The organism is Veillonella sp. ACP1, from assembly GCF_000286635.1.
In the GTDB taxonomy this organism is placed as follows: domain Bacteria; phylum Bacillota; class Negativicutes; order Veillonellales; family Veillonellaceae; genus Veillonella; species Veillonella atypica.
The window spans coordinates 1-26,346 of sequence record NZ_ALKL01000003.1 but is presented as its reverse complement, the minus strand read 5'-3'; the positions used below and the strand labels follow the sequence as shown (position 1 = coordinate 26,346).

The window sequence follows — 26,346 nt, the reverse complement described above, 5'->3', positions numbered from 1 at the left end:
TACACAGTAGCCCTTTTTTATATGCTATATCGATTAATCTTCTTCTGGTGTAGCATCTTCGCCAACAACATCAAATGTTTCTGGTTCAGCTGCCAATGTATCACGAATGATACGATCGATTTCTTCAGCTACTTGAGGATTGTCGAAGAGATATTGTTTTGCCGCTTCTTTACCTTGTCCCATCCGTTCCCCATTATAGGAATACCACGCGCCAGATTTTTTGATAATTTCCATATTAGTACCGATATCGATAAGAGTACCTTCTCTGGAAATCCCTTGACCATACATCAAATCAAATTCAGCAGTTTTAAATGGAGGTGCCACCTTGTTCTTAACAACCTTAACCTTTGTACGGGCCCCTACATTTTCATTATTGGCCTTAATCAATTCGCCCTTACGCACATCAAGACGTACAGAAGAATAGAATTTTAAGGCACGACCACCGGTCGTTGTTTCAGGATTACCAAACATTACGCCTACCTTTTCACGCAATTGGTTGATAAAGATAACAACGGTTTTTGTCTTATTAATAGTACCTGTTAATTTACGCAATGCTTTACTCATCAAACGGGCATGGAGACCTACGTGAGCATCACCCATTTCCCCTTCAATTTCTGCTTTAGGTACCAATGCAGCAACAGAGTCAACTACAACGATATCTACAGCACCACTACGTACAAGCGCCTCTGTAATTTCTAAGGCTTGTTCACCATTGTCTGGTTGGGAAATTAACAAGTTATTAATATCTACGCCAAGATTACGTGCATAAATTGGGTCCATTGCATGTTCCGCATCAATAAATGCAGCAACGCCACCTTGTTTTTGCGCTTCAGCTACAGCGTGAAGAGCAACAGTTGTTTTACCAGATGATTCTGGGCCATAAATTTCAATGACACGACCACGAGGGAAGCCACCTACACCTACAGCGAGGTCAATGGCAAGAGAACCAGAGGAAATAACCTCAACATTCATACGATCTGCCGCTTCACCTAGGCGCATGATAGCACCTTTACCAAAGTCTTTTTCTATTTGTTTTAATGCGTTATCCAACGCTGCTTGTCTACCATCAACAGCCATTATTTATCCCCTTTTTCTTGAATATACAAATTCATGTAGTATAATGCTAATTCAGCCGCACTTTGGCGGATATCTTCTCGATTTCCAATAAGATTAGCTTTGTGAGCAACGGTTCCATATGGTCCAGTTACGCCAAACCAAACGAGGCCCACTGGTTTATCCGGTGTGCCACCACCAGGGCCTGCTATCCCCGTTGTAGACACCGCATATATCGTATTGCATACGCGTTTTGCACCTTCAGCCATCGCTTTGGCTACTTGCTCGCTCACGGCGCCATATGTATCGAGTAAATCTTGTGGCACACCTAAGACCCGGTGTTTTACATCATTGCTATAGGATATAATGCCACCCATATAGTAATCACTACTACCACTTACGTTTGTCAATAGTTTACCAACTAAACCAGATGTACAAGACTCTGCCGTAGCAATGGTCGCAGACGATTCTTTTAACGTATTACCGAGTGTTTCCTCCATAGAAATATCTAACTTGCGGCCAATCAAAGAACCTAAACGGCGACGAATGATTTCATCCCAAGGATTTAACAATCTATGTGCTTCATCGAGAGATGAAGCCTTTGCAGTAATGCGTAATTCAATGTAGCCTTTTTTTATTAACAAAGCTATGGTTGGATTTGATTGTTGCTTAATCAAATCCATAACGCGTTCTTCTAAATCGATTTCACGAATATCATAAACGCCATAACGATAAGACGTTACAACACCTTGTGAACCAAAACGCTTATGAAGATAAGGCACTACACTTTGTGTAAACATCCCCTTCATTTCACCTGGAGGTCCTGGTAATAGTATATAGGTTACTTCGCCATCTACGGTGACTACACCTGGTGCAACACCGACAGGATTAGCTAAAACACTAGAGCCATCAGGCAACATAGCCTCTCTACGACTCGCATCAGGCATTTCACGACCTACTCGTTTGAAAAACTGTCGCACCTCAGCCATAGCATCATCATTATATACGACACCGCGATTTAAGGACGATGCCAAAACTTGCCGTGTTATATCACCCTGAGTTGGACCCAACCCACCTGTACTAATCACGAGATCAGCACGTTGTGCCGCTTTTTTAAACACTTCAGACATACGGCCTGGATTGTCTCCCACCACAGACTGATACGCTATGGTATAACCTAATTTATTAAGTTCCTGAGCTAACCAAGAGACATTGGTGTTCACCGTATCCCCTAACAATAATTCAGAACCTGTAGAAATTAATTCTACAATCATTGTAAATACCTCCCATCACTTTAGATGTGTTAATAGTGGTATTACCTAATACACCAATCAATATTATTCTACGATAGTAGCTACTACATCGTAAGCAAAACCTTGCTCTACTTGTACCTGTACAATATCTCCAGGTTTAACCTTATCGCCACAGTCTTCGATATACATGTTCCCATCTACATCTGGAGCTTGTGATTTCAAACGACCTTTTGCAAGAACAGTATCATTATCGCCTTCTTCTAATTCTTCAATCATGGCATAGTCAATAGTGCCTTCTAAATCGCGGTTATTCTCTTCAGAAATAGCAGCTTGTATAGACATCAATGTATGATAGCGTTCTTCTTTAACCTCTTCTGGTACTTGATCTTCACGAGCCCCTGCAATGGTTCCTTCCTCTTGAGAGTATGTGAAAACACCCATGTTATCAAACTTGATATCCTTCACAAATTCACAAAGTTCTTGGAACTGTTCATCTGTTTCACCAGGGAATCCAACAATAATCGATGTACGCAATGTAACATGAGTTGGTGCATTGCGGATTTTCTTTAATAATCGCTCAATATCCTCACGAGAATCACGACGATTCATTTGTTTAAGAATATCGTTGTTTACATGTTGTAATGGTATATCAACATATTTACAAAGCTTCGGTTCATTGACGATAATATCAAGCAATTCATCACTAAAGAATGTTGGATATAAATAGAGCATGCGAATCCACTCGATTCCCTCAACCTTAGTCAATTCTTTTAACAGCTCTGTAAGTAATGGTTTACCATTATTTAAATCAATGCCGTAGCTAGTCGTATCTTGTGCAATAAGAACGATTTCTTTAACCCCTGATGCAGCTAATCGTTCAACTTCAGCCTTAATAGATTCAATGGAACGACTTCTAAATGCACCACGCACCTTAGGAATGATACAGAATGTACAACCATTGTTACAACCTTCTGCAATTTTTACATACGCACTGTAGCGAGGCGTCGTTTGAATGCGAGGCATGCGTTCATCATAGATATTAGTGATATTTTCCATGATGCAGCTACGATTGCCATGTTCAATCGCATCAACAGCTACCATAACTTGATCCCATGCACCCGTACCAATAAGGGCATCAATTTCAGGGATTTCTGTAAACAACTCATCTTGGTATTGTTGACTCAAGCAACCTGCTACAATTAAGCCTTTACAACGACCAGTTTCTTTATACTGAGCAGCTTCAAGAATCGCATTGATAGATTCTTCCTTAGCTTTCTCTATAAAGGTACATGTATTTATGATAATTAAGTCAGCCTCATGTAAATTATCGGTAATGGTATAACCATCATCCTTTAACAATCCAAGCATAACCTCTGTATCTACTAAATTTTTAGCACAACCTAGGCTAATATATCCCAATGATTTGGTCATTCTAAATCCTTTCTTATTTATAGAATGTAACGATATTGTATACGTATTTTATAGAAATACTCTTCTATTAATCTTTTTTAAAACGTACTTGGCTAACCCAGTGATTCAATAAAAGTTCTTTTCCCTCCACTGTATAGCCGCCATTAACAGGCCATAACACTACGGAACGTCCTAGTGCATCTACGGGTTCGGTAACTTCAGGATTGGCGAATATATAAGTAAAATTATTATTCATCATATATTTTGCAGTTTCACTAGATAGTAACCAGGTAATAAACTCTATACTTTCATTTTTATGCTTAGAATCTTTTTGCACCGCTGCACCTGTTACATAAAATGATGTGCCATCACTAGGATAAATCATTTTTACAGGATAAGAATGGCGAATGTACTGTTGTGCATCAGAAAGATTACCAATGCCAATATCCGATTCACCAAGTGCTGTTAGCCGTACAGGTGTGGAAAGAAACTTGGAATGTTGTATAACATGTGTTTTTAAAGCTAATAAATCTGCAAGAGCATCTGGCTCGCCTTTATATTCCACCAAATTGTACAAAAGATTAGCCGCATTCTGAGAAGCTCCGAAATCTGTCATCACCACACGCCAGTTTCCAGGCTTTTGCAAGGTATCCCAAGTCGTAATATGTTGACCTAGTTTATTGTAAAATGATTCATTTTGTACAAAAACGATAGGATCATACCATAAGCCGACCCAGTAACCATTTGAATCCTTTAGGCGATCCAAGACCTCATCTATGCGTTCATTTACAATAGGAGCAAACTTATCTTTACTAGCACCGATGACGAGGTTATCCTCAGATGTAATCACTACATCACCAGATGAATCTGCTAACTTAGAGGAAACCCGTTGTTCCATTTGCTCCTCAGTGAGTGGCATAATATTAACTTTTACGTTTTTATCCTCTAAATATTTATCAGCTAATAGTGTTGTTAAGTTATTAGGTAAGTCAGTATAAACCGTAATTTCACCGCGTACAGGCGCTTTTGATTTTTCAATTTGCTCCTCCCGATAAAAGTATATGCCATACCCCATCATACCTAAGACAAAAAGCATTAACACAATAAATGCCATCCATCGTTTCATCGCGTAAATCTCCTTTTACGTTCTCCCTTAGTCTTATTGACCTGTGAAGGAGAACCACTTCGAGCATATCGAGATTGACCGCCTCTCGATTGTCCCGTTTTTTTTCGTCCTTGGTTTTGCACTTTACCTTGACCAATTGGTCTAGGTGGAATTAAGCACTCAGATCCAAAGCCGATTAAATCACGCCGATTAGCTTCGATAAGGGCCTCTTTTACCAAGTCGTAATTTTCAATGTTTTTATATTGCATCAAGGCTCGTTGCTTAGCCTTGTCCCGACCTTTTTTAGCCACATAAACAGGCTTGCCATCAAGAGGATTAATACCCGTATAATACATACACGTTGAAAGACTGCCCGGTGTAGGAATAAAATCTTGCACTTGTTCAGGGTACATATGCTGATCTCGTAAAAATTCAGCCAATTCTATGGCATCTTCTAATGTACATCCTGGATGAGAACTCATAAAATACGGAACTAAATATTGTTTTTTACCTAATTCACGATTTGCCTCTTCAAACCATTTTTTAAAGGTCAAAAATTCTTCTTTACCAGCCTTGCCCATCATAGTCGTTACACGTTTGGATACATGTTCCGGTGCGACCTTTAGCTGACCACTCACATGATATTGACAAAGTTCCTTTACAAAGGCTTTATTATTGTCGGCTAAAACATAGTCATAACGTAACCCCGATCTGACGAAGACCTTTTTTACGCCCTTTAACTTTCGTAACTTGCGCAATAATGCAATGTAATCATCGTGATTAGTATTCAAATTTTCACAAGGTTCCGGCGACGCACAGGTGCGACCTTTACAAGCGCCAAAGACGGCTTGTTTATCGCATGCTAAATGTCTGAAATTGGCCGTTGGGCCGCCTACATCATGAATGTAGCCTTTAAACCCATCCATATTAATCATCAACTTAGCTTCATCAATCAATGACTGATGACTGCGATTTTGAATGATACGACCTTGATGATTAGTAATAGCACAAAATGAGCAACTACCAAAGCAGCCACGCTGACTAACGAGGCTAAACTGCACCTCGCTTAATGCAGGCACGCCCCCCTTATCATCATACGATGGATGCCATTTACGAGTGTATGGTAAATCATAAGCCGCATCCATTTGTTCCTGTGTTAATGGTAAAGCCGGTACATTTTGTACGACATAGCGATCGCCATGTTTTTGTACAATAGGTCGTCCATAGAATGGATCTTGTTCATCATATTGAATGCGGAATGCATCGGCAAAGGCCATTTTATCAGCCTTGATTTCTTCAAAAGAAGGACTTTCAACGCACTCAATAGATGGAATCTCTTTTGACATATAACAAATGCCACGAATATTTGGCAAGGATTCTACAAATCGATTTTGATCAAGTGCTTCGGCTAACTCTATAATCTGCAATTCACCCATGCCGTATATGAGTACATCAGCTTTTGAATCTACAAGAATGGACCGACGTACCGTATCCGACCAATAATCATAATGCCCAAAACGCCGCAATGAAGCCTCGATGCCACCAATGATAAGAGGCACATCTCTAAAGGCTTCTTTCATGCGGTTAGAGTATACCAAGGTCGCTCTATCGGGGCGATGTCCTGCCTCACCTCCCGGTGAGTAATCATCTTCACGACGGATTTTTTTAGCTGCCGTAAACTTATTGAGCATGGAATCCAAGTTACCTGCAGTAACAAGCGATGCAAGACGAGGCTTCCCTAATTTTTTAAAAGCATTAACATCATTCCAATCAGGTTGGGCAATAATACCAACTCGATAGCCTTTGGATTCTAGATAACGACCAATTACGGCAGGCGCAAAAGATGGATGATCTACATACGCATCGCCACTGATGAGCACGAAATCGAGTTCTGCCCACCCGCGCGCTTCCATATCTGCGCGTTCTGTAACTAAAAATGTATCCATCAATATAACCTTCCTTTAACTGTAACGATGTATCTTAGAATAAAAACAACCATATCAAAAATATCACCATGAATACGGCAATAATAGCAAGCATAATGCGTTCTTGTTCAATGGACCGTTGTCGCTTTTTCTGTCTCGTTTCAAGCGACATACGACGTTTTGCCATCTGATGCTCAACGTACTCACTCTGCACAGAATTAATGGTTTCCTGTTTCTTTTGACGCATAATAGGACGTATTGTGAATGTATCCACTTCACCTACTTGATTTTGATAAACCTTCACTAAGCGATCTCCATCAAGGCCAAGGTAATTTCCATAATTGCGAATAAAACCTTTAGCATATACACGTCCTGGGATAACTGCATAGTTTCCATCTTCGATGGCTTCTAAATAGGTTGTTTTAATATGAAGTACTTGTTCAATATCTTTAAATGTGAGATTTCTACGTACTCGTTCTCGACGTAATTCTTCACCTAACTCAGCCACAGTATATCCCTTTCTATTCCTCAGAATCAGAGAAGTATCGAGCTTTCACCTGTTCTGGACTCATTAAAATCTCTCGTGCTTTACTACCCATATTAGGACCTACAATTTTAAGATCCTCCATAGTATCTACAAGACGTGCAGCACGCGTATATCCGATACGGAATCTACGTTGCAACATAGATACTGATGCTTGACCAGATTCCATCACAAGATTGACAGCTCGTTCTAATAACTCATCACGATAAATATCTTGTTCATCATTATCTTGTGCTGCGGTTTCCTTTTCTGCCTCAGCTGTTACTGTATCATCATATTCTGGTTCTCGTTGTTGTTTTACAAACTCTACCAAATGTTCCACTTCATCATCTGAGATGAAAGCACCTTGTACACGAATTGGTTTATTAGCGCCAATTGGAGAGAACAACATATCACCTTTACCTAATAGTTTTTCAGCCCCCGCCATATCGAGGATTGTACGAGAGTCTATTTGGGACCCTACGGCAAAGGAAATACGGCTTGGCACGTTGGCTTTAATAGAACCAGTAATAACGTTAACAGATGGACGTTGTGTAGCTAGTACCATATGAATACCGGCAGCACGTGCCATCTGAGCCAATCGACTAATAGATTCTTCAATATCATCAGGCGCAGTCATCATCAAGTCCGCCAACTCATCAATAATCAATACAATGAGAGGCATTGCCGATTTAGGATGAGCCTCATTATAACTTTTAATATCGCGCTTACCGGATGCAGCAAACGCCTTGTAGCGAGCTTCCATCTCACGAACGGCCCAGCGCAATACAGCAGCTGCTTTTTTCATATCCGTTACAACTGGTGCCATCAAATGAGGAATACCATTATACACAGATAATTCAACCATCTTAGGGTCGATAAGTAATAACTTAACCTCTTCTGGTTTACGGCTAAAGAGAATACTGGAAATCAATGTATTCACACATACAGATTTACCGGAGCCTGTCGTACCAGCTACCAATAGATGTGGCATCTTAGCCAAGTCTGTAATCACCGGTTTACCAGCGATATCCTTACCAAGGCCTACAGGAATACCGCCCCTCGCTTCTTTAAAGTCACCACAATCAAGTACATCACGCAAGTGAACGGCTTCTGTTTTCGTATTAGGTACCTCGATACCGATAGCAGATTTTCCTGGAATTGGCGCCTCCATACGTATATGTTGAGCCGCTAGATTCAAAGCAATATCATCTGTTAAGTTTACGATTCTACTTACCTTAACACCTTGGGCTGGTTCAATTTCATACCGTGTTACGGTTGGGCCTTGCGTAGCATTAACTACCTTAGCAGAAATGCCAAAGCTAGATAAAACATCTTCAAGGCGCATCGCATTATACGCGACCTCGTCATTATTATTTTGACCTACCTCCCCTTTCGCCAAAATATCAAGGCTTGGGAAATGATATGGTCTATCGTAAGTTCTATGAATCTGTCCATCTTTAGAAACGGCTACCTGTGCTGTATCCTCAGCAGTACTTGCCAAAGATGGTACAGATAATGGCATAGAACTCATGCCTGCACCAGCACTAACAGAGCTTGCAGCCGCACCACTTCCAGGTACAGCACTTGCAATCGCAGCATGATTGGTTTCTAACGGACCAATAGTTGTTGGTTGATAAGAGTATTCTGCTGGGCCTGATTCATCGGTGGTATGCACATCATCCTCAACACTATCATCTGTATCAAATTCTTCAATACCGGCATGTTCCTCATCATGATCATGAAGCCATGCAGGCATTGTTTTTGAATCATCACCGGTACTATCAGTACGAATTTCACCGTTATCGACAGCATCACCAGATTCTTCAGAGATTTGTACTAATCGTTCTGCCGCTCTATTACGAGCCTCTAACTCAGCTAATTCTTTCCAAGAAGAAGGCGTATGTGTATCGATTGGCTCAACTTCATAGTCATCATTAGCAGCTACAACACCTCTATTTTCAATAGCCTCTACAGCATTCTGAGCTGCATCGGTGTATCGCATATCCTTTTCGCGGTCATAAGCCTTGCGCTGTGCTGCTTCTTTACGCTGTTCATTCCAATCTTCGATAACCTCTTTAGCTACCGCTACCTTTTCAACAGCTACTTCTTTTGCCTTATCAAGACCTACTTGCGTTTTATCAGCAGCCTTACGCAATCCGTTACCTAAGGATAGGCGCGTAATAAGGAGACCACAGCAAAGCATAAGTACGGCAACAACAATAATGGAGCCAACTTCACCGAACATAGTTCGTATAAAGGAAGCCAAGAAACCGCCCACAACACCACCTTGATCTGCAAGCGCTGTAGTCGCCAATTCATCACCGACAGGTACACGATATAGTGGAACCATGGTAATAGCTAATAAGTAAAAAACTGTTATGAGAAGACCACGACGTGTGATAGACATAAATTTACCTTGGTATAACAAACGCCATCCAAGCCATAGTACAGCAATGCACGGAATTATGCCCCCAAAGCCAAATCCATAGCGAAATATTCCCGTCAATATTTCGCCTACAATGCCTAAATCAAAGCCAAAAAAGCCTAGTAATGCCAGTATGGCAACACCTATGACAATAATGCCTTTCACTTCATTACGCAGTGAAAATCCTTCTTTTTTTGGTGCCGGTGTAGCTCGTTTTTTGCGAGGCTTCCGCCCTCGTGTAGAAGTTTTTTTCTCTTCTGCCATAATCGTATACAAACCCCTTACTTTTATATAAAAATCTATTTCAAATCATCATTATATTATACCATATATTGACTATTCTATTTATCTTTACGTCTATCGTTCCAATCTTTTAATAGATTATGTTCTACCCCACGATCGACGCCCTTATAATACTCAGCATTTACCAAAGAATCCGGTAAATATTGTTGCTTAACGTATCCATTCGGATAGTTATGAGCATATTTATAAGTTAGCCCATGTCCTAGTTTACTCGCCCCACTATAGTGGCTATCACGTAAATGATCCGGCACTTGCCCACAATCTTTATGACGCACATCTGAAATAGCTGCATCAATACCTAGATATGCGGAATTACTCTTAGGCGCCAACGCCACATAGCATGCCGCCTCAGATAAAATGATACGCGCCTCTGGAAATCCCACCATATGCGCGGCCTGTGCTGCTGCATTAGCCAATATTAAGGCTTGTGGATCTGCTAATCCTACATCTTCGGCGGCACAAATGACAATACGACGAGCGATAAAATTAGGATCCTCACCGGCCTCTATCATACGCGCTAAATAATGAAGTGTAGCCTGTATATCGGACCCGCGCATACTTTTAATAAAGGCGGAAATTGTATCGTAATGACTATCTCCTTTTTTATCGTATGTATAAATGCGACGGCCTACGACCTTTTCAAGTATTTCTAAAGTGATTTCTTCGCTATCGTGCACCATGGCCGCAGCTTGCTCCAAAATATTGAGTGCCATACGACCATCTCCATTGACGAAGATACCTATATCCTCAAGCAACTCATCCTTTACCTGTAGGTTACGAGCCCCTAAGCCTACCTCGCTATCTGTAAGAGCTCGCTTTAAAATTTGATTAATTGCTTTCGGCGTTAAGGCCTCCAATGTAATAAGTCGTAGTCTCGATAATAATGGGCGATTGACTTCAAAAAATGGATTTTCTGTAGTTGCCCCAATAAGAATAATCGTACCATCTTCAACGCAGGGTAACAGTACGTCTTGTTGACTCTTATTAAAGCGATGTATTTCATCGAGAAATAAAATGGTTCGTTGTTGCAAAGAACGAACTCGTTTCCGCGCATCTTCTATAATATTTCGCAATTCACCGATACCTGCATTTGTCGCATTTAAATTGACAAAATGGCTGTTGCTCATCTTAGCAATGATACCGGCTAATGTCGTTTTACCAGTTCCACAAGGCCCGTAAAACAACATGGATGGTATTGTATCCTTTTCCACCATGGCGCGAAGGAATGTCCCCTTCCCTACCGCCTGTTCTTGACCATACAAATGATCAAGTTCTGTCGGTCTCATTCGCACCGGTAGTGGTTCATATTTATTCGTAGGTAATGCATCAAATAAACTATCCATGCTACCTCCATTCATTCTTTACATGCAAAAAAGCCCCACCATGCCGTAATGTACCGCGTTTTGATCCTGCAAGAGCAGGTGGGTGTCCTCCTCATCCTGCAGTTGTCCCGTGAGGGCGTAACGTTCAGACGAGAGTTCTGGACTCCCGAAGAAAATGTGTTGGCTCAAAACTGCGATATCACACGCACATGGCAGGGATATCTTATACATAAATAGTAGCAGAAAGATTTATCATTTACAAGACTTGACTTTTAAAATTTTAGCAATTCTTGCGGTCCTTTTATAATATGCTTACTTGCGATTATACCAAGGATTGTTCTTCTTCCTCTACATCTGGTTTTATGTGTAATTCTTTTAATTGTTTAGGTTCTACTTCAGATGGCGCTTGGCTCATGATATCAGAAGCGGATTGTGTTTTAGGGAATGCGATAACGTCGCGGATGGATTGACGTTTAGCCATCAACATAACGAGACGATCAAGACCAAATGCACAACCTGCATGAGGTGGCGCACCGTATTTAAATGCATCAAGCATGAAACCGAATTTAGATTTAGCTTCTTCTTCGGATAAACCAATTGCTTTAAATACTTTTTCTTGTACGTCAGATTGATAAATACGCAAGGAACCGCCACCGATTTCAACGCCGTTCAATACCATATCGTAAGCGATTGCTTTTACGCTACCAGGATCGGATTGCAATTTATCAAGATCTTCGTGGCGAGGCATTGTGAACGGATGATGCATAGCAACATAGCGTTTTTCATCTTCATTGTATTCGAACATAGGGAAATCTGTTACCCATGTGAAAGCCAATTTATCTTCGTCAATCATGTTCATACGACGAGCCATTTCAAGGCGCAATTCACCAAGTGCACGAGCAACAGTTGCTGGTTTGTCAGCGATCATCAATACGAGGTCGCCGCCTTTAGCACCCATTTTTTCACCGATATTGCGGATTGTGTCTTCGCCTAAGAACTTCATGATTTGAGATTTAATGGAACCGTCTTCATTGAAGCAAGCCCAAGCCAAACCTTTAGCACCATAGCGATTTACGTATGCTACCAAATCATCGAGTTCACGACGAGGAATACCTGCATCACCAGGTACTACGATACCTTTTACGATACCGCCATTGTCGATAACAGAACGGAATACTTTAAATTCAGTATCTTTTACGAGTTCAGTTACATCTGTGAAAGCCATGTCAAAGCGAAGATCTGGTTTATCAGAACCATATTTATCCATCGCTTCATCCCATGTAATACGAGGCATAGGCAATGGAATTTCTTTGCCCAATGTCTTTTTGAACACTTCTGCAACCATTTGTTCTAATAATGCGTAAATGTCTTCTTCGTCAACGAAGCTCATTTCCAAGTCGAGTTGTGTAAATTCTGGTTGACGGTCTGCACGCAAATCTTCATCGCGGAAACAACGTACAATTTGGAAATATTTTTCATAGCCTGCTACCATCAAAATTTGTTTGAAAATTTGTGGAGATTGAGGCAATGCATAGAATGTGCCTGCATTCACACGAGAAGGTACTAAATAGTCACGCGCGCCTTCTGGTGTGGATTTTGTAAGCATAGGTGTTTCGATTTCAAGGAAATCACGGCTATCGAAGAAATCGCGCATAGCCTTTGTCACCTTATGACGCAAAATCAAGTTACGTTGCATTTCTGGACGACGCAAGTCAAGATAACGATATTTCAAGCGGATGTTTTCATCTACATCGATATTATCTTGAATGTAGAATGGAGGTGTTTTCGCAGAATTCAATACGCGAAGTTCTTCACAATACATTTCATAAGCGCCTGTAGGCAAGTTAGGATTGATTGCTTCTTCATCGCGTTTTGTAATTTTACCACGTACACAAAGCACATATTCATTACGAACATCTTCAGCCTTGTGGAAAGATTCCACATTATGATCTGGGGATGCTACAACTTGAACGATGCCAGAACGATCTCGCAAGTCCAAGAAGATCAAACCGCCGTGGTCACGACGACGTTCAACCCAACCACATAATACAACCTCTTTACCTACTTCTGCTTCAGAAATAGTGCCACAACCGTGTGTACGGTGTAAGCCTTTCATTGTTTCCATTCTACTGTCATCCTTTCACCAAAGAAGATATACGTTCAGAAACAGATGCTAATGGCACTGTTTCTTGTTCACTGGTTTCCATAAAACGAATGATGGCCTCTTGCTTAGCCAATTCATCATCACCCACTATGATAACATATTTTGCATGAATTTTGTTAGCATATTTTAATTGAGCCTTCATACTTTTACCTTGTCCATCCATTTCCGCAGTGATATATGCGCTACGCAATGTTTGACAAATCTTGAAAGCTTCTAATTTTGCAGCCTCTCCAAGGGCCACTACAAATACTGCTGGTTCGATTGTCGGTTCAGGCAACAAGTTTTGTTTTTCCAAAGCCAACAACAATCGTTCCATGCCCATTGCAAAACCAATAGCTGGTGTATGAGGACCATCGAGTTCCTCTACAAGGCCATCATAACGACCACCACCGGCTACTGCACTTTGTGCACCTAATGGAGTATATTGAACTTCAAAGGCAGTTTTTGTGTAGTAATCTAGGCCACGAACCAAACGTGGATTTAGATTATATTGAATATTCGCCGCATCAAGTAATGTTTTAAGTTCTTCAAAATGTGTATTACATTCTTCACATAGATGTTCATGAATTTCAGGGGCACCTACGGATAAGGCTTTGCACGTTTCATTTTTGCAATCCAATAAACGTAATGGATTTTTGTACAACCGCTCTTGGCAATCTTCACAAAGTTGATCTTTTTTAGGTTCAAAGAACTCGATCAATTTTTGACGATACGTAGGACGACAATTTGGACAACCTACAGAGTTCACCTCTACATTGAGATCCTTAAGGCCGAAATCTTTCAACAACTGTACGATCATACAGATAACTTCGCTATCCACTACAGGAGATGGAGAACCGAGTACTTCTGCACCAAATTGATGGAATTCACGATAGCGACCAGCTTGCGGTTTATCGTGACGGAACATAGAACCCATATAGAACCATTTTGTTAAATTTTCTTTACCATACACCTTATTTTCAAGGTAAGCCCGTACGGCAGAAGCCGTGTTTTCAGGGCGCAATGTATAGCTTTGTTCCTTGTCATCGCCAGTGGAGAAGGTATACATTTCCTTTGATACTACGTCCGTAGTTTCCCCAATGCCCCGTAAAAATAATTTTGTATCTTCAAAGGCAGGTGTGCGAATTTCACTAAAGCCATAAGCTTTACAAATTTCGCGCATATGCTGTTCTATATAATGCCAATTTACAATTTGTTCTGGCAAGAAATCTTGTGTACCTCTTGGTCTCTTAATAGCCATTACACAACCTCCCAAAATGATTTACATAATGCATGCCGCTTAGCTAATAAAGCATCTAATGTATCTATATATACATCTACATCCTTTGGCATGTGTTGCTTTTTCTGTCTAAACGCAGGGGCCTGCATCCATTTAGATGATCCACCTGGTCCCATAGACATAATTGTTTGCCGCTCTTCCATGATTTGAATATTATATTCACACGCTTTACCTGGTAATGTATACCCAATATTTTCGAGTTGCCCTCTCATATATTGTTGGCGATATAGATAATACGGCACATAACCGGACTGCTCTAATCGCTCCTTAGCATACTGCACCATGTGTTTTACCACTGACTCATCAGGTACATCATGTTGCATGTTCAAATCATATAGCGGACTACCACGTTTGATAGCTAACGTATGAATTGTAACATTTTCAGGCAAATTATGACAAATATAATCCATGTTATGTACCATATGTTTTATATTTTGCCCGGGCAATCCTGCTATAAAATCCATATTAACAGCAAAATCTGTATGTTGTTTAACATATTGATACATATCATCGATATCTTGTGCGCTATGTCCACGCCCGATGCGACGTAATATAGTATCGTCCATCGTCTGAGGATTAATGCTAATGCGATTCACATGACACGCTTGCATAGACTGTATTTTTTCAGTGGTTATAGAGTCTGGTCTTCCCGCTTCAACCGTGAATTCACGCCCTTCCGGTATCAATGTAGATAATCCAGTTAGGACTCGATGAAAATCCTCATTATTCAATATAGTGGGTGTACCGCCCCCCATATAGAGCGTATTGGTGTGCAAGTTATAACTTTCACAAATTTGGCGTACATCATCTATATCCTGTAACAAAGCTGCTATAAATTCAGATTGTCGTTGATAATCTTGATATAAACCGTATGGGAATGAACAATATATACAACGTGTTTCACAAAATGGAATTCCACAATAGAGGCTTATATCCTTTGCAGTGTGCGATTCTAAAAAAGGACGTTGATAGTGCCCAATGCGGCTGAGAATATCTAATTTTTCCAAAGACACAGAAAACTCGTCCCTAATGTGACGAGTTGCATCCTCTAATGAACCATATTGGTCTATATATTTATGAAGTAATTTAGTAGGACGCACTCCTACCATCGTGCCCCACTCATTATGAGCAGGCAACCCCTGTTCTGTACGCAACAATACGAGTAATGACTGCCCTATTGAGCGTCGCCCCATAGAAGATACGGGCCCTGTTAAGGTATGTTCAACACCTCGAATAGATACGGTCAAAACATACATATCATCACATTCGACAGCCTGTAGGATTACATCAGCCTCTTCATTGTGCGAAAACAATCCGGCTGCGCCACAGTTGTGGGCCACTACCGATCCAAGCGGTAGTGGCCCTGTGTAATGATATCCATTAAGCATGATGTGCCATTTTATCGAGCTTTTCAAGTTCTGCTGGCGTCATATGCGCTTGGCAATCACTGCAGTAACCATATACTTTTAATTGATGGTCGATGGTACGGAAATTCAATTTCTTTGCAATGATAGATTCCAATGTTTCTAGCATATCATCTTCAAACTCGGAAACCTTACCACATTTCACACAAATCAAATGATGATGGAAATGGGCAAACTCTTCATCATTTAATTCATAACGGTTACGGCCATCACCAAAGTCAAGGCGTTTTAACAAGTCAAGTTCTGTAAACAAGTCCAATGTACGGTAAATAGTTGCAAGACCGATATCTGGTGCTACTTCTTTTACCAATACATATACATCTTCTGCGCTCAAGTGATTTTCTTCAGCATCGATGAAAGCTTGTAAAATCGTTTGACGTTGTGTAGTCAATTTATATTTTTTATCTTTAATGCGTTCTTTTAATTTTTCCAATGTTGTATTCATAATTACTATCCCCTTTACTAAATAAATTAATTAAGCACCTACAAATGGATTATATTGTTTTTCATAACCAATTTGTGTTTCTGGACCATGTCCAGGATATACCATCGTATTGTCTGGCAATGTATATAACTTTGTTTTAATCGCGTTGATGAGGGCATCATAATCACCTTCTACAAAATCAGTGCGCCCCACAGATTGATTAAATAAAGTATCCCCAACAAATACTAAACCCGGCATATAGTAGCATACGCCGCCAGGTGTGTGACCTGGTGTTTCGTATACTGTCAAATCAATAGCACCACATGTGATGTGATCACCTTCATGAACCTCTACAATGCGCCCTTTCACAGTAATCGGTGTAGGATTGCTATAATTGCTTAGATTCAATTCAGGATCACTTAAGTATTTCACATCATCATGATGTATATAGATGGGCACATCGTAAGCATCTACAATGCCTTGTACGCCACCGATGTGATCACCATGACCATGGGTTAATAGAACTGCTTTCGGCTTAACATTATGTTTTTTTAAAGCCTCTAACACCTCTGTAGTGGCAGGATCGATAATGAACGCTTCCCCCTGTTCCTTATCGCCTATCACATAACAATTGGTTCCAAGCGGGCCCAACGGCATACGCATGAGAACTAAATTTGATGTATCCATTATGCACCACCTTTACTACGTTGTACCGTGTAAACTTCACGGATACGACGCAATTTAGTCATAACAAAATCTAGTTGCGATATATCTCGAATTTCAACAACAATGTTGATCATTACATTTTTCGTATTTTCAAGGACTTTGGCGTTCATATTGGTAATGGTAATTTTCAATTCTGAAAGCACCGCCATTACCTCCATGAGGATGCCTGATCTATCATAAGCTTGAATATCGATGCCTACATGGAAGGATTCAGTAGATGCTTCATCCCACGAAACTTCAATCATACGCTCTAGATCTTCTGGCGTATGACCAAGACTCGTACAATCAGAGCGATGTACGGATACGCCACGACCTCTTGTAATATAGCCGATAATATCGTCGCCCGGCACAGGATTACAACATTTCGCCATACGAACCATAACACCAGGCTCTCCTTTTACGAGAACACCAGTGCCGTTCTTAGCTTTTTTGGCCCCTTGTACCTTTAGTTTTTCAATGATTTGTTCCGTTGTTTTACGGGCATCTTCATGCTCTTTTGATTTTTTGTATAGTTCAACCAATCGCAATAGAACTGTACTTACCGGTATACCGCCATAACCACAAGCAGCATAGAGCTCGTTTTCAGTATTGGACTTCAACTGTTTTACAACTTGTTGAATACGATTGTCCGCGCAAAGTTCTTTCCAACTGTAATTGAGGCGTTTTGCTTCGCGCTCAAGTGCTTCAAGGCCTTTTTCAATATTTTCTTCTTTATTTTCTCGTTTGAACCAATTGCGAATTTTGTTCTTACTTTCAGAAGATCCTACAATATTGAGCCAATCGAGGCTTGGTTTACCAGTTTTAGAGGTAATGATATCGACGATATCCCCATTTTGCAATGTATAATCAAGAGGCACAATTTTACCATTAACCTTTGCCCCTACACAACGATGGCCTACATCGGTATGAACGCGATAAGCAAAGTCGAGTGGCACAGAGCCGATAGGTAATTTAACTACATCACCCTTCGGTGTGAATACGAATACCTCGCCGGAGAATACGTCTAATTTCAAAGCATTAACGAGTTCTTTAGGGTTAGACGTATCTTGCCATTCTAACACTTGGCGAAGCCATGCAACCTTTTGGTCAAATTCTTTATCAGCGCCCTTATTACCTTCTTTGTAACGCCAGTGAGCGGCGACACCATATTCGGAAACACGATGCATTTCCCATGTACGAATTTGGATTTCTACAGGTTGCCCCATCGTACCGATAACCGTAGTATGCAACGATTGATACATATTGGATTTCGGCATAGAAATATAATCTTTAAACCGATAAGGCAACGGTTTCCAAATGCTATGAGCAATACCTAGAACGGCATAGCAATCCGGTACAGTATCAACGATAACGCGTACAGCCAATAAATCATAAATTTGAGACAAGTCGCGATTATCCTTTTTCATCTTTTTATAGATACTATAAAAATGCTTTGGTCGTCCCTTGATATCCGCTTTGATACCGGCCTCACCAAGAGCCTTCGTCAATTGTTCCATCGTATCGTTAACGATATCTTCACGGGCTTGACGCTTTTGTTTCATTTGATCAACGAGATCATAGTATTTATCTGGTTCTAGGTACCGGAAGGATAAATCCTCCAGTTCCCATTTTACGTTGAAAATACCGAGGCGATGAGCTAAAGGAGCAAAAATCTCCAATGTTTCCTTAGCAATGCGTTTTTGTTTATCGCTACGCATATGTTTCAAGGTACGCATATTATGCAACCTGTCACCCAGTTTGATAACAACAACGCGCACGTCTTTCGCCATGGCTAAAATCATCTTGCGATAATTTTCCATTTGGCGATCTTCTTTAGTTTCATATTGGAACTGATTTAATTTTGTTACCCCATCAACGAGGAACGCCACTTCAGAGCCAAATAATTTTTCAATATCTTCCTTTGTATACTCCGTATCCTCAACGACATCGTGGAGCAAGGCTGCAATCAATGTAATATGATCGATTTGCAAATGCGCCAAAATCTCTGCCACTGCAAGAGGATGCATGATATATGGTTCACCGGAGGCTCTAAATTGACCTTCATGGGCTTTATCTGCAAGGGTGAAAGCCTTCATGATTTGGTCGCATTCATCATCTCCTAGATACGAATGCACATAATCCATAAACTCTTTTAAGGCCTCTTCTTTATTAAAGCCTTTTTGTTCAACTAAGGCTTTGCCTTCTTCATTTATGGTCATCATTGTATCACCTCCTGCTGACTATATGTAATAAACGTAACGGATGTTGTCAAATCAAGCTTACCATTGATGACATTCCAACGGATCATCGCTTGTCCATTATCGTTCGTTTCTTCGCTAATAATACCTAATTCTTTAAACACATCAAGGGCCATCAATGCAGATGAACCATTTTGATTAGTGGGTTTACGCCGCAAAATTTCTTGTTCCACATGGTATAAAGAATTAGCGCCGCCTTTTAATGCTAGGCGTACAATTGTATATATTTCACGTAAACCTTCAGCACTTAATTGAATAGGTTCTTCTACGGTAGGTTCTATATCTTGAATCATGAGTTGTGGAGATACAAAACCTTGCCATTCATTTTTTTGAAGTGTAAAGGCAACTTTCACATTCATGCCTTGAAAAATATGTCTAAACAAATCAGGGCGATTCCAAGCGATAGCATCAACGCTACCATTGGCGGTGGCTAAAATCACCTTACAGTGATTTTTAAGTTGCCCCATCAGCATAATGTCCTGCACCTTAGCATCCATAACGCCAAATATAGGGGTACTATTGCCCATCCCATACGGTTCTAACGCGGACACACGATCTACAATATCAACATCGATATCATCAACAGGCAATGTGGCATCAATGGATACAACAGGAATATACTCATCAGGAGAAACATGAGCCTTACAATACTCGGTTAAGCGCTGACGCAATTCATCGATACGGCTAGCATCTATACTAAATCCAGCCGCTGCGGCATGGCCGCCAAATTGAATCAATATATCTTCACAGGATTTTAATGCATTATATATATTAAAACCTTCAATGCTACGACAAGAGCCTTTACCTACGCCATTATCAATGCTGATAACAAGTGTAGGCTTGTAAAACTCTTCTACCAATCGCGATGCGACGATACCGATAACACCGGGATGCCAATTTTCTCCAGCTACTACTGTTACATAATCAGCTAAATGACCTTGAGCAGCTACATTAGCGCGGGCTTCTTCGTGAATAGAGCGTTCTATTTCTTGACGTTCCATATTCGTTTCTTGTAATTCTTGAGCAATGGTCTCTGCCAAATCTACATCGTCCGTAACAAGTAGCTCAACGGCACGCGTTGCATGAGTAACACGGCCTGCCGCATTTAGGCGCGGTGCTAAGGTAAATCCAATATGTCCTGCGGTGATCGTTTTATCATGTAAGCCGGCCACATCGATAAGTTTATCGATGCCTAAATTAGGCAACTCGTTCATCTTCTTAAGTCCAGCCTGAACGATGATGCGGTTTTCTCCAACCAACGGAACGACGTCAGCAACGGTTCCAAGTGCAACGATATCTAAATCATCAAGATACCACTCTCCGCATTGACGCAACCATAATGCTTGGCATAGCTTAAATGCAACCCCCACACCGGATAAATTTTTATCCCTATAAGGACAATCTGGTTGTTTGTGATTGATAACGGCACGGGCAGGTGGAATTTGAGGCGGTGCCGTATGATGGTCTGTAATAATGATATCGATGCGATCACAAACGGCCTCCACAATATCATAAGAGCTAATACCACAGTCCACGGTTATCACCAAAGATGCGCCATCAGAGATAATATGCTCTAATGCCTCTAAATTTAATCCATATCCTTCGCTTTGCCGTTCCGGTATGTAATAACTTACACGAGCCCCCATTTTCACCAAAAAGCGATATAACAGCGATGTAGCCGTAATACCATCCACATCATAATCTCCATAGACGACTATAGATTTTTTTGCTTCTATGGTTTCTAAGATGAGCGCAACCGCCGTTTCCATATCCTTTAAGGTAAAGGGATCAAGCAAATCTTTAAGTGTACCTTCTAAGAAGCGATGGCCTTCATCGCTATCTATATTCCGATTCACCATTAATCTTGCTACAATCGGATTTACACCGAGTTCACGGATCAATGTATTTTCTTTTTCTGTATCCCTTGGCATAATATGCCAACGTTTCTTCTTCATAATCCAAAACCTCGGTGACATGTATATAAAATAATGTTGATGAATAATGTAATAATTCATAATCAATATTAACATTGTTTATAAATCTATTATCATTATCATTTTCTTTCATTATACAACAAACGCCCTTATAAATAAAGGGTTTTATCATTATTTTCCATATATAATTTACTTGTTTTTCTCAACAAAACAGCACTGCTTATTATCATTCTCATAATAAGCAGTGCTTGTTCATATAGTTATATACTATTTTTTACACATGAAATATTAGCAAAAAACTAGAAACGGAAATCTCGTTTTCCATCTTCCATTTGAGCAATGTAAGCCTTTGCCTTATCTTTTACCAAATCATTCTTGATATTTTCCAATTGGTCTTCAATAACCTTGGCACCATGTTTTTTCGTCTTTTCATCGCCGTAATCCATGATGTATTCATTCAACGTCATTAATGCATTAGGTTGGCAACAGTTATGGATTTGGCCGGATTTAGCAAGCGCCATAAAGCGGTCGCCCGTACGTCCTGCACGATAACAAGCGGTACAGAAACTTGGTACATAACCAAGGCCCAAGAGCCAATCTACAATTTCATCCAATGTGCGCGTATCGCTACGGTCGAATTGTGCGGAGTTATCTTCTGGTTTTTCCTCTTCTTTATAGCCGCCTACACTAGTGCGAGAGCCACCGCTGATTTGGGAAATGCCTAATGCCAAACCACGTTCACGCATAGATTGGCTTTCACGAGTGGACATAATCATACCAGTATACGGTGTAGATACACGAATAAGAGCCACGATTTTTTCAAAGATATCATCCGGTACAGCATTGCTGAAATCATCTACATCGATGTCATCAGCAGGGCAAATACGAGGTACAGAAATCGTATGAGGGCCTACACCATGAACAGCTTCTAAATGCTCGGCATGCATCAAAAGGCCTACAAAATCATATTTGTAATGTTCTAGACCATACAATACGCCAATACCTACATCATCGATGCCGCCTTCCATAGCGCGGTCCATCGCTTCTGTATGGTACGCGTAATCACTCTTAGGTCCTGTTGGATGCAAAGCTTCATAATTTTCCTTATTATATGTTTCTTGGAATAATGTATAGGTACCAATGCCAACATCATGCAATTTTTTATAATCTTCAACGGAACATGCAGCGATATTTACATTAACGCGACGAATTTCACCATTTTTATTTTTAATACTGTAAATCGTCTTGATAGATTCCAAAATATAATCAAGAGGATTATTAAGAGGATCTTCGCCAGATTCGATAACAATGCGCTTATGCCCCATTGCTTCTAGAGCGATAACCTCCTCTTTAATTTGTTCTTGAGTCAATTTTTTTCGTTTAATATCGCGGTTCTTAGAGTGATATGGGCAATATACACAGCCATTGATACAATAATTAGATAAATATAGCGGCGCAAACAATACAATGCGGTCACCATAAATAGCTTTTTTAATGTCTTTAGCTAGTGCAAATAGCTTTTCTTTGTATTCAGGCAACGGACATTCTAAGAGAACTGCTGCTTCTCTATGATTTAGCCCCTTAAACGTAGCCGCCTTAGCTAAAATTTGATCTAATAATTCGCGATTTTCTTTATTTTCCTCTGCATAGGCAAGAGTATCAAGGATTTCTTGATGAGAAATAAATTCCTCCGCCTTAGGAGATTTTACATCATACATAGTACTTACCTCAAATCTTTCTAGTGGCAACGCCACCCCTCTTTAGGTATATGAAAGTATATGACAACCAGTCTTCTGGTATTTCACTGATACTGTACATAGTATACCACTATTCCTACTAAAAAACATAGGAATTTGACACACAATAATAAAAGGTTACTCCCTCATAAGAGGAAGCAACCTTTATAGTATGGGAATTTCTAATTTATATCGATTATCTATATCGAATATGACTAAAATGTATGTAACTAAATTAATTCCTTATTTACTATTAACATTTCAATAGAAATTACTTATATAATTGATTTCTAGTATTAAAAAATGTTCTATATGCCAATTGACATGTAATAAAACAAGCAATAGATATGGTAGATAGTGACATAAATGTAACGATCATTTGATATTTCACCGCTTCTAATGGAGGCATGCCTGCTAGGATAAGGCCTGTCATCATCCCCGGCAGCGCTACGATACCTAATGTCTTGGCACTATCTACAGTAGGTTGTAGACCCGTCTTTATAACATCACGAACTATTGCTTTCGAAGCTTGTTTAGATGTACTACCCAAGGCTAATTTAATTTCCACCTCTTGTTTACGCAATTCAAAATTTGATAGCATTTGACGATAACAAAGCCCAATCGCTACCATAGCACCACTAATGACCATACCACCAACAGGAATCACTTGATAAGCAGTAAAACTAAGCACGCCCGTTAAAAGTAGAATCGTTAAAGTAATACTTGCACCTACAGTTATAGCAAACCAAGAAATCCATAGAGCATAAGGAATTCCCTTTCCGCGCTTAGAAGAATTATAGGCTGCATTTATAGCCATAAAGCCTAATAGCCCAATTATAAATATAGGGCTTTCTGTGCTAAAAATATAGGATAAAATAAAGCCGATAATTAATAGCTGTACAGTAGCTCTCACAGCACTTATAAAGATATCCTTCTCTAGCTTCAACTCTTGTCGATAGGACATCAGTATACTGATAATCACTAATACAGATGCAAGGCATAAGGACGTAGTCGAAATAGTTTGAAACTGACTCATCTCAATACCTCCTCTTTAGCTAATTGACCGTCTACGATACTGATGCGGCGATTTGCAGTACGCAAGCTTTGCTCTTCATTATGAGTAATGGAGATAATGGTGATCCCCTTTTTATGAAGCTCATCAATAACATTTTCTACAATAGATGTATTCGTCGCATCTAAGGCAGACGTAACCTCGTCTAAAAGCAACACTTTAGGCTCAAAAATAAGGCTCCGAATAAGGCATATTCGTTGCATTTCACCACCAGACAACTCATCATTACGGCGCTCCATATAATTTAGTGGCATATGTAGTAGATCAAAGAGATATTCTATACGACTCATATCCGGTTCTAAACCGCGAATATCGTAAGGAAATAGAATATTGCGACGTACTGTTTTCGCAAACAAATAAGGTCTTTGAAAGCAGTACCCCACCTCTTTGCGATAAGATTCAGGATCTATAGCCGTTAAGGGACGACCATTATAAGTAATAGTTCCCGATGTAGGACTAATCAGATCACTACATAATTTTAAAAATGTACTTTTACCACTTCCAGAAGGACCTACAATAGTAATATAATCGCCTTGATTTACCGATAAAGATACATCACTAATAATAGATTTGTCTTTTACAATATAAGATATGTTAGATAATTCTAGCAGCGCCATAAAGCCCCCTATCTCGTCATATGTATATTAAAAGCAAAATATCGACTCACTGTTGCTAGTTATTTAGTATTCATAAGCATAATGATTCTAATTATTATATCATTCCCAATATGATAATGCTAAGCTTAATTATAATATATCTATCAAACGCATACTACAGAAAAACAAAAAAGGCTCTATAATAAATGTTGGGGTGACACACTACGGTGTCACTTCCAACATTATTTTTTTGCAAAAAATAAGCATATAAGGCTCACATGCTTTACAATAAAAGTGTCAAAGTCCTAAAGAAAGGATGTGAGCTTATATGCCTACTACTGATTATACTGAATTTTTACATAATGTAAAACAAGAATATATTACAAATAGCTATGAATTAGACGGAACATTTATTTTTGACATAGAATTACCAGCAACATCACATATTTGCCCAAAGTGTGGAGAAACCACAAAGCATATTAAGGATTACCGCATACGTACTGTAAAGTTTGGAAAAGTACAACGAGGTCCACTAATTGGAAAATACAGACAGCGTCGGTATATTTGTCCGCATTGTGGTCATTCTTTTGCTGAAAGCAATCCATTTGTACGAAAACATATGCAACTAAGTGTAACTAATATTAGAATGCTATTTGATAAACTTACTGAAAGTGTAACCTATACAGCTATTGCTAACGAGTGTGATACATCTATTACTACAGTATTACGTTATTGCTCTATGATCACTATACCTAAGCCCAAGACCTTACCCACTGTGATTGGTATTGATGAGTTTAAAGGAAATGCAGAAGGCTACCAATACCAAGTTAATTTAACTAATCCAGATACACATGAAATATTAGATATTTTACCGAAACGTGATACGCAAGCATTAATCCACTATTTTGCATCATTTAAACATAAGGATCGCCTACAAGTTAAGTTTATTGTAATGGATATGTCCATACAATTTAAGCGCATCATGGAGGCGCTATTTCCACATGCGCATATTATCTGTGATCGATACCATGTATGTCGACTTGTAGATTGGGCGGTAGAGCGAGTTAGAAAGCGTGAGCAACATAAACTGGCTGCTTATTCACGTATGTTAAAACAGAATCGACGTGTACTAATGAAGCATCCAGACCATTTAACGGAAGCCGAACATATTAAACTATGTGAAATACTTAGAATATCTGATGATTTACGAAAAGCATATGCTTTAAAACTTTCTTTTAGAAAAATCTTTTCAATCTATGGTAAACAAAGAATAGCTGCACATTTAACGCATTGGTTGGAATTAGTAAAAGCATCTGGCTTAAATGAATTTAATAACTTCTTTACATCATTTCCTGCATGGATGACGCAATTAACTAATGCATTCTTACTTCCATATTCTAATGGATACACAGAAGGAACTAACAACAAAATT

19 protein-coding genes and 1 other RNA gene are annotated in these 26,346 nt (G+C 39.7%); 1 reads left to right on the top strand and 19 read right to left on the bottom strand.

Translation table 11 applies throughout. The annotated features are described in order from the left end of the window. Positions 1-33 precede the first annotated feature (33 nt). The 19 genes from recA to HMPREF1151_RS01305 all read right to left on the bottom strand — a co-directional run bounded on the left by recA (position 34) and on the right by HMPREF1151_RS01305 (position 24,935). Complete coding sequence (recA, locus tag HMPREF1151_RS01390; protein WP_005376148.1) at positions 34-1,077, bottom strand: recombinase RecA; 1,044 nt, start codon at positions 1,075-1,077, stop codon at positions 34-36. Then, on the bottom strand, positions 1,077-2,327 hold the full coding sequence (locus HMPREF1151_RS01385) for a competence/damage-inducible protein A (protein ID WP_009660814.1): 1,251 nt from the start codon (positions 2,325-2,327) through the stop codon (positions 1,077-1,079). Before HMPREF1151_RS01385 ends, recA begins: the two co-directional genes overlap by 1 nt. 63 nt (positions 2,328-2,390) lie before the next feature. After that, positions 2,391-3,737: a 30S ribosomal protein S12 methylthiotransferase RimO gene (gene rimO / locus HMPREF1151_RS01380; protein ID WP_009660804.1), complete on the bottom strand. Its 1,347-nt coding sequence runs from the start codon at positions 3,735-3,737 to the stop codon at positions 2,391-2,393. 67 nt (positions 3,738-3,804) lie between these two features. Next, the gene (locus HMPREF1151_RS01375) at positions 3,805-4,842 is read right to left on the bottom strand and encodes an ABC transporter substrate-binding protein (protein WP_009660791.1); all 1,038 of its coding nucleotides are present in this window, start codon (positions 4,840-4,842) and stop codon (positions 3,805-3,807) included. Further along, positions 4,839-6,767, bottom strand: coding sequence for a YgiQ family radical SAM protein (locus HMPREF1151_RS01370; RefSeq protein ID WP_009660800.1), 1,929 nt, complete (start codon positions 6,765-6,767; stop codon positions 4,839-4,841). The genes HMPREF1151_RS01375 and HMPREF1151_RS01370 overlap by 4 nt, the downstream gene beginning before the upstream one ends. 34 nt (positions 6,768-6,801) lie before the next feature. Then, positions 6,802-7,254, bottom strand: coding sequence for a helix-turn-helix transcriptional regulator (locus HMPREF1151_RS01365; protein WP_005376169.1), 453 nt, complete (start codon positions 7,252-7,254; stop codon positions 6,802-6,804). A gap of 13 nt (positions 7,255-7,267) precedes the next feature. Further along, positions 7,268-9,961 (bottom strand): DNA translocase FtsK, encoded by a 2,694-nt coding sequence (locus HMPREF1151_RS01360; protein WP_009660795.1) that lies wholly within the window; start codon positions 9,959-9,961, stop codon positions 7,268-7,270. Positions 9,962-10,038: 77 nt separating this feature from the next. Next, a complete protein-coding gene (locus HMPREF1151_RS01355; RefSeq protein ID WP_009660792.1) occupies positions 10,039-11,343 on the bottom strand; it encodes a replication-associated recombination protein A in 1,305 nt (434 codons plus the stop codon). Positions 11,344-11,371: 28 nt separating this feature from the next. Next, a non-coding RNA gene (ssrS, locus tag HMPREF1151_RS09610) (6S RNA) lies at positions 11,372-11,544 on the bottom strand. 100 nt (positions 11,545-11,644) lie between these two features. Further along, entirely contained in the window at positions 11,645-13,447 is a 1,803-nt protein-coding gene (gene aspS / locus HMPREF1151_RS01350; RefSeq protein ID WP_005380601.1) for an aspartate--tRNA ligase, read from the bottom strand. 7 nt (positions 13,448-13,454) lie between these two features. Beyond that, positions 13,455-14,726 (bottom strand): histidine--tRNA ligase, encoded by a 1,272-nt coding sequence (hisS, locus tag HMPREF1151_RS01345; RefSeq protein WP_005376362.1) that lies wholly within the window; start codon positions 14,724-14,726, stop codon positions 13,455-13,457. Further along, positions 14,726-16,153, bottom strand: coding sequence for a coproporphyrinogen dehydrogenase HemZ (hemZ, locus tag HMPREF1151_RS01340; RefSeq protein ID WP_009660808.1), 1,428 nt, complete (start codon positions 16,151-16,153; stop codon positions 14,726-14,728). Before hemZ ends, hisS begins: the two co-directional genes overlap by 1 nt. After that, on the bottom strand, positions 16,146-16,634 hold the full coding sequence (locus HMPREF1151_RS01335) for a Fur family transcriptional regulator (RefSeq protein WP_005380706.1): 489 nt from the start codon (positions 16,632-16,634) through the stop codon (positions 16,146-16,148). The genes hemZ and HMPREF1151_RS01335 overlap by 8 nt, the downstream gene beginning before the upstream one ends. 30 nt (positions 16,635-16,664) lie before the next feature. After that, a complete protein-coding gene (locus HMPREF1151_RS01330) occupies positions 16,665-17,300 on the bottom strand; it encodes an MBL fold metallo-hydrolase (RefSeq protein ID WP_009660812.1) in 636 nt (211 codons plus the stop codon). Next, positions 17,300-19,540, bottom strand: a complete 2,241-nt coding sequence (locus HMPREF1151_RS01325; protein ID WP_009660793.1) for a bifunctional (p)ppGpp synthetase/guanosine-3',5'-bis(diphosphate) 3'-pyrophosphohydrolase — start codon at positions 19,538-19,540, stop codon at positions 17,300-17,302. Before HMPREF1151_RS01325 ends, HMPREF1151_RS01330 begins: the two co-directional genes overlap by 1 nt. Then, positions 19,537-21,531, bottom strand: coding sequence for a single-stranded-DNA-specific exonuclease RecJ (gene recJ / locus HMPREF1151_RS01320; protein WP_009660802.1), 1,995 nt, complete (start codon positions 21,529-21,531; stop codon positions 19,537-19,539). The genes HMPREF1151_RS01325 and recJ overlap by 4 nt, the downstream gene beginning before the upstream one ends. Positions 21,532-21,809: 278 nt before the next feature. After that, positions 21,810-23,228: a [FeFe] hydrogenase H-cluster radical SAM maturase HydG gene (gene hydG, locus HMPREF1151_RS01315; protein WP_009660790.1), complete on the bottom strand. Its 1,419-nt coding sequence runs from the start codon at positions 23,226-23,228 to the stop codon at positions 21,810-21,812. A gap of 289 nt (positions 23,229-23,517) precedes the next feature. Beyond that, positions 23,518-24,282, bottom strand: a complete 765-nt coding sequence (gene fetB, locus HMPREF1151_RS01310; RefSeq protein WP_009660810.1) for an iron export ABC transporter permease subunit FetB — start codon at positions 24,280-24,282, stop codon at positions 23,518-23,520. Then, positions 24,279-24,935 carry an ATP-binding cassette domain-containing protein gene (locus HMPREF1151_RS01305; RefSeq protein WP_009660803.1) on the bottom strand — a complete coding sequence of 219 codons (657 nt, stop codon included), beginning with the start codon at positions 24,933-24,935 and terminating at the stop codon, positions 24,279-24,281. The genes fetB and HMPREF1151_RS01305 overlap by 4 nt, the downstream gene beginning before the upstream one ends. A 307-nt stretch (positions 24,936-25,242) precedes the next feature. Between HMPREF1151_RS01305 and HMPREF1151_RS01300 the strand changes: the two genes are divergently transcribed. After that, on the top strand, positions 25,243-26,346 hold a 1,104-nt coding region (locus tag HMPREF1151_RS01300; RefSeq protein WP_009660794.1), incomplete at its 3' end, for an ISL3 family transposase.